This window comes from Pseudomonas putida (assembly GCA_041879295.1).
GTDB classification, from domain to species: Bacteria; Pseudomonadota; Gammaproteobacteria; order Pseudomonadales; family Pseudomonadaceae; genus Aquipseudomonas; species Aquipseudomonas putida_Y.
Genome location: CP047153.1, coordinates 214,893 through 222,820, shown reverse-complemented (window position 1 = coordinate 222,820; position 7,928 = coordinate 214,893). Strand labels below are relative to the sequence as shown.

At 53.3% G+C, this 7,928-nt stretch carries 6 protein-coding genes; 1 reads left to right on the top strand and 5 read right to left on the bottom strand.

The genetic code is table 11. The features are described from left to right. The first annotated feature begins 523 nt into the window (after positions 1 to 523). Entirely contained in the window at positions 524 to 982 is a 459-nt protein-coding gene (locus tag GST84_27625) for an XRE family transcriptional regulator (protein XGB16098.1), read from the top strand. A gap of 48 nt (positions 983 to 1,030) precedes the next feature. Here GST84_27625 and GST84_27620 read toward each other — a convergent pair whose 3' ends face one another. From GST84_27620 to GST84_27600, 5 genes are all read right to left on the bottom strand, one after another. Then, positions 1,031 to 2,152: a DUF3150 domain-containing protein gene (locus GST84_27620; protein XGB16070.1), complete on the bottom strand. Its 1,122-nt coding sequence runs from the start codon at positions 2,150 to 2,152 to the stop codon at positions 1,031 to 1,033. 115 nt (positions 2,153 to 2,267) lie between these two features. Further along, complete coding sequence (locus GST84_27615) at positions 2,268 to 3,332, bottom strand: AAA domain-containing protein (protein ID XGB16069.1); 1,065 nt, start codon at positions 3,330 to 3,332, stop codon at positions 2,268 to 2,270. Between the two features lie 125 nt (positions 3,333 to 3,457). Further along, positions 3,458 to 5,191: a hypothetical protein gene (locus GST84_27610; protein ID XGB16068.1), complete on the bottom strand. Its 1,734-nt coding sequence runs from the start codon at positions 5,189 to 5,191 to the stop codon at positions 3,458 to 3,460. Between the two features lie 80 nt (positions 5,192 to 5,271). Continuing rightward, positions 5,272 to 5,913, bottom strand: coding sequence for a hypothetical protein (locus tag GST84_27605; GenBank protein ID XGB16067.1), 642 nt, complete (start codon positions 5,911 to 5,913; stop codon positions 5,272 to 5,274). A 14-nt stretch (positions 5,914 to 5,927) separates the two neighbouring features. After that, positions 5,928 to 7,859, bottom strand: a complete 1,932-nt coding sequence (locus GST84_27600; protein ID XGB16066.1) for a DEAD/DEAH box helicase — start codon at positions 7,857 to 7,859, stop codon at positions 5,928 to 5,930. Positions 7,860 to 7,928 lie beyond the last annotated feature (69 nt).

Below are 7,928 nucleotides of genomic sequence, written 5' to 3'. Positions count from 1 at the left end.
TGAGTACCTCGATACGTGAATGGCTTGGTTTTCTCAAGAATACGCAACACGTACCAATAATACAAGGCGAATCAAAATGCACTTGTCGCGTGCTTGGCGGTCACAGAGCTACCTGCAAGGGGGCACATCCAGCCCAAAAGTCTCTTTTTCCACCGGAACAAGAGATTTGAATCTTGTTGTTAACTGTGTAGAATCTTTTTTAAATTTATACTGGATTTCTCTGCTTTATTTGTTTAGGGAGCGTCCTGAATCGTGTTAGACGCCGCGACCAACCTGGAGCCGCACAATGCCCAAAGCTAGCGACAAGACCGCAAGTGAATCGACAGGACGGCGGTCTCAAGCGCCCGCCAAAGCACCAGCAAAACCAGCTGCAAAAGCTGCGGCGAAGCCGGTAGCTAAAAAGCCTACTGCAAAAACGCAAGCCCCTCAGGCTGCTACGCCTAAGAGGCCTCGTGCTTCTGCCAAGGCCAAAACAGCAGTACCAGAAGATAAGGGACATGCAGCAGTCGAAACTCGGAACACTATGCCGGGCTCTCGCCTCGTCAAGATGATCAAAAAGGTGATCATCGATCGTGGACTACCTGATCGTGCAATTGCCGATGTCATGGGTATCACGGTCATCTACTGGAACTCCCTGGCTAACGGGAACCGCCAGATACGATCGCTGGGTAAGGAAAAGCTGCAAATGGTGGCTGAATTCCTTGGCCTCCCCCTCATCCAGGTTTACAACCTGGCTGATTTCTTCACGCCAGAAGATTTTGTGTACAAGAAAGATCTTGATGAGCAGCTCTGGCTGTCGATCGAGAAGATGGGTAGTGATCCTACCTGGGCGGGCTATATCCCGAAGCCGGATGAATGGGCGCAAACGCCTCTCTCCGTTCGCATGACCATGGTGTTGCTGTATGAGCAGCTCTCTGGGCGCCAGCTGTTGGCTAAGGCCGAAATCGAGCTGCCTGGTGTGCAACCGCCGCCGGTGGCTTAATTTGCGGGAATAAAGAAACCCCGGTCATTGACCGGGGTTTTTTTTGGGTTAGAAGATGAACGGAGCCGATGGTGGCTGCGAGGTGGTGTCCGATGGCACAACCTTTTCAGGCTCTACCAGGGTTTTTTCAGGTTCAGCCGCAAAGAAGAGGTTCTCCTCTGTCTTGCGACCAGTTGGAAGTGGCGGAATCACAGAGACCTCAGGAACGATGGTAACTTCATTTTGTTCTGCTTGAGGATGAATAGTTGCAGATGCTGAGCTACTGAAGAAGACGTTATCGTCAGCAACAGCCGGCGCTGAATCAGAAGCCGATACATTCAAAGGATCAAACTCGGTGGCATGTTCTCCAAGGATTTTTTCAGGATCCATGCAGAAGGACAACAAGCCAGATACTTGGATGTAAGCAACCCCTTCAATGCTCGGTCCGCTCGGAACAGCAGCCAACACCGATGCACACATTTTCTCCAAGTTAGAGAATTTGCTTGAAAGAACGCTCATAGCTTCAGCTTTGTCCTGAACCCGACGGATCAAACCCAGGATTCTCGACGTCGTTTTGCCGTTGCCCTTGCGAGTCCAGGAGCGATTTACATCTTCCGCGATCTCCAAAGCGGCCTGGCCGACTAAGCCTTTAACTTCCGTTTGAAGTGCATCTTCTTCGCCAAAGTAGCTGGTGTTGCTGATACGAATCGCCGAAGTGTCAAAGGTCAACAGTCTTTCGAGCACTTGTGCCTGTGGAGCATGCTGGCGGATCAAATCTGCACGGGATTTACCACCTGGTGTTGTAACCGCGTTTGCAGGAGAGCTAGCCCACTTCTCCACCAGGTCCGGTAAAGTGTTTAGGAAGGAAGCCTTTTCAACCAGATATTTTCCTTTGATCGCATGCAGCACTTTTGCAAGCTCGTCTGCGTGTTGGTTGGGTACAAAGTATCCGCGGATACGATTGTTTACCTTTCGAGAAACCCCTACTTTAAGGATTTCTCGCTTGGCTTCCGATCGGTATTTGTTAACCCAAGCGAATGCGCCCGACGGCAGCATGCGCCCGACCTCGCGGATGAAGTCATCCCCATCTACAGTTTTCTCACCGGTGCTTCCACCAATGATGACGTCAAAAAGCACTACATCCTGAAGGATGCTGATGCCCAATTCATCGGTTTGCTTGGTAGTGCTCATGGTGGTTCTCCTGAAATTGAAAGAGCGGGTCCCTTGCGAAAGACCCAGTGACAGGAGATGCCTCACAGGCACCCATAAACGAAAAAACCCCGGCGAGCCGGGGTATGGTGAAGCGTTAGACTTTTCCGACGATCGTCGACCAGGTGCTCAGGATCGCAGCAGCCTCATCGTGCGGTGCGAAGTCCAGAACTGTCACTTGCAGAGCAAGCTTCTGGCTTTCTTCAGTCGTTTTGCCCATCTGCATGAGGAGCTTGTAGTTCATCGCCCAGTTCAGCACATTACGGGTTGTAATGGTGAAGTTGAAGGCCATCCCCCCTGCCCCAGCATCCTCGTTGAGAGCGATGAAGTTCGCCCGAACTTTGGCTGCCAGGGTTGCCATGGATTTTGCAACCAGTGGATCAGTATTCGTCTGGTCTACAATGAGGTTGGCTTCACGACCCTCCTCCATGTAGGTGCAGAACATCGAATTGAAGCGGTCCATCGTCGCGATGTTCATTTTCTTGGTACCCCTGTAGCCAGTAGCGCTACCGCCTTTGCCGCCAGCAGACCCTTGGCCGTTTGTGTTGCCAGTAGCAGCGATCAAGCATCCAGGAGCAATCGGGATCACTTCGTTGGTCTGATCAAGAAAGATCGGCTTGCCATCCAGAATACCGTTGAGACCCATCTGGATCTGTGGTGGTAACTGATCGAACTCATCCAAGAGCAGGATGGAGTTGGGGGTTTTAGCCCATTGGCACACCTTCCCATAGATCCACTTCATGCCTTCGGGGCCGCACAATTTCCAACTGCCGAAGAGGTCAGAAAGAGTGGTTTCCTCGGAACATTGAACGGTGAAAACCGACCTGCCCGTACGGGACGCAAAGGCCTCGACTAACGTGGTTTTGCCGGCGCCGGTTGGCCCGTAGATGTAGGTCGCTTTCTTGATGGATGCCTTGAAAAAGTCCTGTGGAAGTCCTGCTGAAGCTGCCCAAAGGATCAGGCGCGTAAGCAATTCATCGTCGAAGCTGTAAGGTACGATTTTTGGTGTGAAGCGTGTTTCAGCAAAGATCTTGGTCTGCATTCCATTGAAAAATGGTGCTGTTGTACCGAAAACCTCTGGTGCTAAACGGACTTCAATTGGATTGAGGGTGTCGATTCCAGCGTCGAGTTGCGGGTCGTTGATGTGTTGGAAAGCAGTCATGGTCAAATCCCCAGTAGGCAATGGATGGCCTCTTGCGAAGGCCTGGTACAAGGGGATGCCTAACACGCGAGTAGAAACATAAAAAACCGGACTCCAAGGAGTCCGGCTGGTCTTTCGTTTTGGCTCTATACGATACCCTGCTTCAACGCTGCAAAAACGGCTGTCGCGAGGTCTTTGTCGGATTGTGCCACTCCACAGGCCAAACCCAGGTCAGCGTAGCGTTTATGGTACCCATCACCGATCAGGACGAAGCGTACTTCGATGCCCATCAGCATTGCTTCATCAACGGCTGAACGCAGCACATCGCTATTCCCAGGATCCCCGTCAGTAACCACAATCAGAATTCTGCGGGCCTCCGGTCGATCGATGAGTTTCTTGAGCGCCCAGACCACAGCAAGGTGAGTTTTCGTACCATTTTTGGGCTCAGGGCTGTACCGTTGCAATGTACCGGCCCAGCTCTCTTCAAACCCATGCCATTCACGAACTACTGTGTTGTAGGTAGCAATTCCAAATGGAATGGCCGAGTTATTCAAAACTTCACCTACTGCCACCGAAACCCGGTTGCAAGCTTCCTGTGCTGAGATCCGATCGTCACTCTCATCCTTCTTTGGAATTGGTCCAAATTTATTGTCCATGGAAGAGCTTTCGTCACCCAAAAGGTAGAAACAGGTGTCAATCTCCTCCGCTTGCTTTCTTCTGGTGCAGATTAGGTCGTCTCCCACTGCGTATCGCCAAAGTTTTCGAGTGTTGAGCCTTCCTTCACTTGCAGCCCATACTTCATTTTGGGTGATTGTTTCTATGAGTTCCTCGAAAGTCGCTGAGAGTATTGCAGCTGTCTTCTGAGCGCCAGCCCGAAGAAGGCTACGATTTTCAAATGAGCCACCAGACTTTGAAAGACTCAATTCCTTCATCTCGTTTGAGGCGTCTGGCTGATAGCCTCCCAACCGATTCTGACTCACGCCAGGCAGGCTGGAACAGATGACATCTTCTAACCCTTTTGCATAGCTTCCACAATCAATCTGGCTCGCGTTCAGCACTTGGTTTATGGCGTCGGAGATGTTACCGGGAGTACTGGGTTGGCCATTACTACCTGGTTGCCCCGGAGAACCAGGTTCACCTTGCGGGTTGTGGCTACCAGATCCTTGTTGCGGGGGGCTTTTCTGTTGGTCCTTAGTCAGTTGGAGTAGATCCACAATCTCATTCGCGGCAAGGTTCGCACCCTGAGTGTCTGATGCATTGCAGCCCTTTACAGCAATCGCCTTCACTTGCTCAACCAAAGGTGCACCGAACGTTGCAATAGCCAGTGCGCGATACGCGATAGCGAAGTCCTTCAGGCAGGTTTGTTCAAGGAGCTCACTACGAAGCTCAGTGACCAACCAGGCAACGAGAATTGACTGAGGTGTTTCTTGGCCAGCGACTGGACCGTGAAAAACTCCTCTTTTCACCAGGATCTTTAAGGTGTTGTGAATGTTGGCGTTGGCACCACGAAAGCGGGGCTTTGCCAATAGCTCGCCGCGGGGATCCTCTAGAACGTTCAGCAATGTTCCGGAGATATCTGGCTTCATCACAACAGAAAAGTCCGTGTGCAGGCCGTGACAGAGAATTTCATGGTCGAGTAGACCTTGGATCAGTTCGAGATCTTCATCAGTACCCATGGCAGCGGTCAGAGGCAAGGTCAGGAGTAACCCACCAGCAGCCTTTTGATCCGGGCCAATCGAAGCAGTTTTAATGTTGGCCCAGATGACACGCACCCGTCGCCCCAGCTTGTTCGCTTCCGCGATCAGCAGATGGGTATAGAGGTAAATGTGACGCATCGAGACTTTGGACGTTGCAGGAAGTTGCGCTTGAGCGAGACCCATGGATATCCCCTTCTATTGAATGACGGCATCGGCGATGCTTTTGCCTTACGAAGGGGAATGCTTGACACGTGACTAGAAAATCAATCGTCACCCTGTGGCAGCTCGATACCATGCTTCTGCAATTGGTCACGAAGAGCGCCCTGCAGGTCCTTCATGAGAGCTTTGCCATCGAGGGCTGGGGCTGCAGGCTCAACTGGCGCCGGCGTCTGTGATTGGTGGACCAAGGTGGGTGGTAGGGGCCGGCCGTTGGCTTTGTACCGGGCAATGTAGTCCTCAACAATGTCACGTAGGAGTGCCGACGATGTAAGGCCTGGGTGGGATGACTGCGACATCTCAGCTACGATCGCTTGAAAATCTTCTTCAGTTGTACGGCTTACGCGGGTCGACAATGGCTGATCAGCGCTCTCCCGGCTTGCGAAGTTGATTTTCTCAGCCTGGCCCAGGTAGGGCTCCAGGATCGGGGCCATCAGGTCTCGTACTACCTCGTCATCCACATACTGGTAGCACTGGATTTTAACGGTGCGGCTTAAGAAGCCCACCAGGATGGGAGAGCTCTCGACCGCTTCAAGCAGGCGCAGCTCCGCAACCGCATCATTAGCGTACTTCAAAACGGTTGGCATACTGATGACATACATGCGGCCGACGTCGCGGGCTATGTCCCCGGAGAGTAGTCGCTGGTAAATCGCTACCTTGACAGCGAGCGGTGTTGATTTCGCGGCCAATTTGTCCCCCTGTCCTATTCCTGAGCCGGTATGAGGCCCGCTTTGACTGCGCCAGCCATGATTTCACCATGACTTAGCCGTAAACCGAAGAACAACGGTCGATTGGCACCAGATTGCTTTTCACCCTCTAGGCTCAGATCACCATAGCCGCGACTCTCCGCATCTTTCTCGGCGAGCACGAACCCATCATTGCAGGCTGTCAAAAGTCGCAAGCGCGATGACGCTGACTGTTTGATGGGGCTCGGCAGATACATGATGAAAAACCCACGCCCCCCCTTACGAGCTACCCGACCACGGAGCTGGTGCAACTGAGCCACACCAAAGTGCTCGGGGCTCACTGCAACTAGCAAAGTCAGACCGGGGAAGGTAACGCCTACCTCGATCACAGTGGAGGCGACCAAAAGTTTCAGTTGCCCGGCCTTCATCTTGTTTATGACGTCAGTCTTTTCGTCATCCGTCATTCCCCCATGGACCCGGCCTACGTCGTCTCCCAAGCTCCTCCTGAATCGCTCGTAGGCGGCTTCCACGGCATTGCGAGTTTCAGCCTCACCATTGACGACGGGATAGACGAACGCTGCTTGTCCGCCCTGCTTGATGATCTGCATAACGAGATCATGCAACTTCTGCCTAGCGTTGTGCGTGATGATCCTTGTTACGATCTCCCGCGGTACCGGCGTGGTCCTCAGAATTGAGATTGGCAGGCCTCCGAGCTTGACCAGTGCAACCGTTCTGGGAATCGCGGTTGCCGTTGATTCAAGGAAGTTGGTATGGGGCGCGATGAGCTTCTGCCGTTGCGCCACAGAGAATCGTTGCTGCTCGTCAGCGATGACCAGGTCGAAGACTATCCCCGCTTTTTTGGCGGCAGAAAGCACAGCAGTGGTGCCGACAACGATTCCCGCAGACAGGTCAATATTGGTCTTGCCCACCGGACCGACAACAGTGACAACGGGGATTTCGTAGAAGAGGCTGCTCAACTCGGCCGCCAGTTGCTGCGCCAAGATTTGCCCGGGCGCGATGATGGCAACCTTTGCCCCCGCGAGGTAGCTTGCCGCAGCTGGAACCATGAACGTGAATGACTTGCCCGTACTGACATCACCCGACAGGACACGCTGCATCGGATAGGGCGACCTGAGGTCTGACACGATCTCGTCGATGGCTTGAAGCTGGTCGGCAGACGGCGAGAAAGGAGCACGCCTGATTAAATCAGCAACCTGGACTCGGTCGATTCGGAGGAGGGCTCCTTTCACTGCTGGTCGGTTGCGATGAGCCTCAACGCGATTAACAAGCGCCTGTATGCATACGGCCTTGGCAATCCTCACCGCCTCGTCTCCCTCACGCACTGACAAAGGCGTGTGCAGGTTACGCAGCAAGTCAGCAGGGTCGACAAGGCCTGTCAGCTTCCGGAAGTCATCTTCGTGCATCAGGGCCTGTTCTAGGAGCAGGCAGGCTGCCTCGTTGATGTGTGCCATCGCTGCGGTGATGGCCTCACCAAGAACTTCAGCACTCACCTGATTCTGCTTTCCCTGATAGACGGGCATCACCCGTCCAATCATCGCAGGGGGTATGACCATTGGGTTGGACATGGAGGGACGGCCCTCATAGGTGACCACCTCGCCGTAGGTGTGCACCGTCGCGCCAAAGTCGTACGCCATCCAGGGTTCGATCGAAGGCTTACCAATCAAGCTGATGTGCAGACGCTGACCTCGCCCGTCGACCACTTTGACGAATCCGCGGAACGCCCCTTTGGCCTCTTGCAAGGGCGCACCGGTGCGATCGTAGATCGATCGCTCGATTAGGGTGAGCGCCATGTACGAGGCTTCGCCAGTGTCAGGCAAGGGAAGCACCACAATGGGGTCGTGAAAATCCCTGTATTCCTTCGGTACCGTCAGAAGGCACTCGGGCAGCGATGTGAACCCCAGGCGTGTGAGGCGGCCTATGTCATGCATAATCTGATTTCGCGGTTGATGATCGAATATGAATAGTCACGCGTAACTATAACTCAAGAGAATCAAATA

Excerpts from the sequence above, each read along its gene's own strand:
- GST84_27625 (XGB16098.1), top strand. The coding sequence starts at position 524 with ATGCCGGGCTCTCGCCTCGTCAAGATGATCAAAAAGGTGATCATCGAT.
- GST84_27620 (XGB16070.1), bottom strand. The coding sequence starts at position 2,152 with ATGAGCACTACCAAGCAAACCGATGAATTGGGCATCAGCATCCTTCAG.
- GST84_27615 (XGB16069.1), bottom strand. The coding sequence starts at position 3,332 with ATGACTGCTTTCCAACACATCAACGACCCGCAACTCGACGCTGGAATC.
- GST84_27610 (XGB16068.1), bottom strand. The coding sequence starts at position 5,191 with ATGGGTCTCGCTCAAGCGCAACTTCCTGCAACGTCCAAAGTCTCGATG.
- GST84_27600 (XGB16066.1), bottom strand. The coding sequence starts at position 7,859 with ATGCATGACATAGGCCGCCTCACACGCCTGGGGTTCACATCGCTGCCC.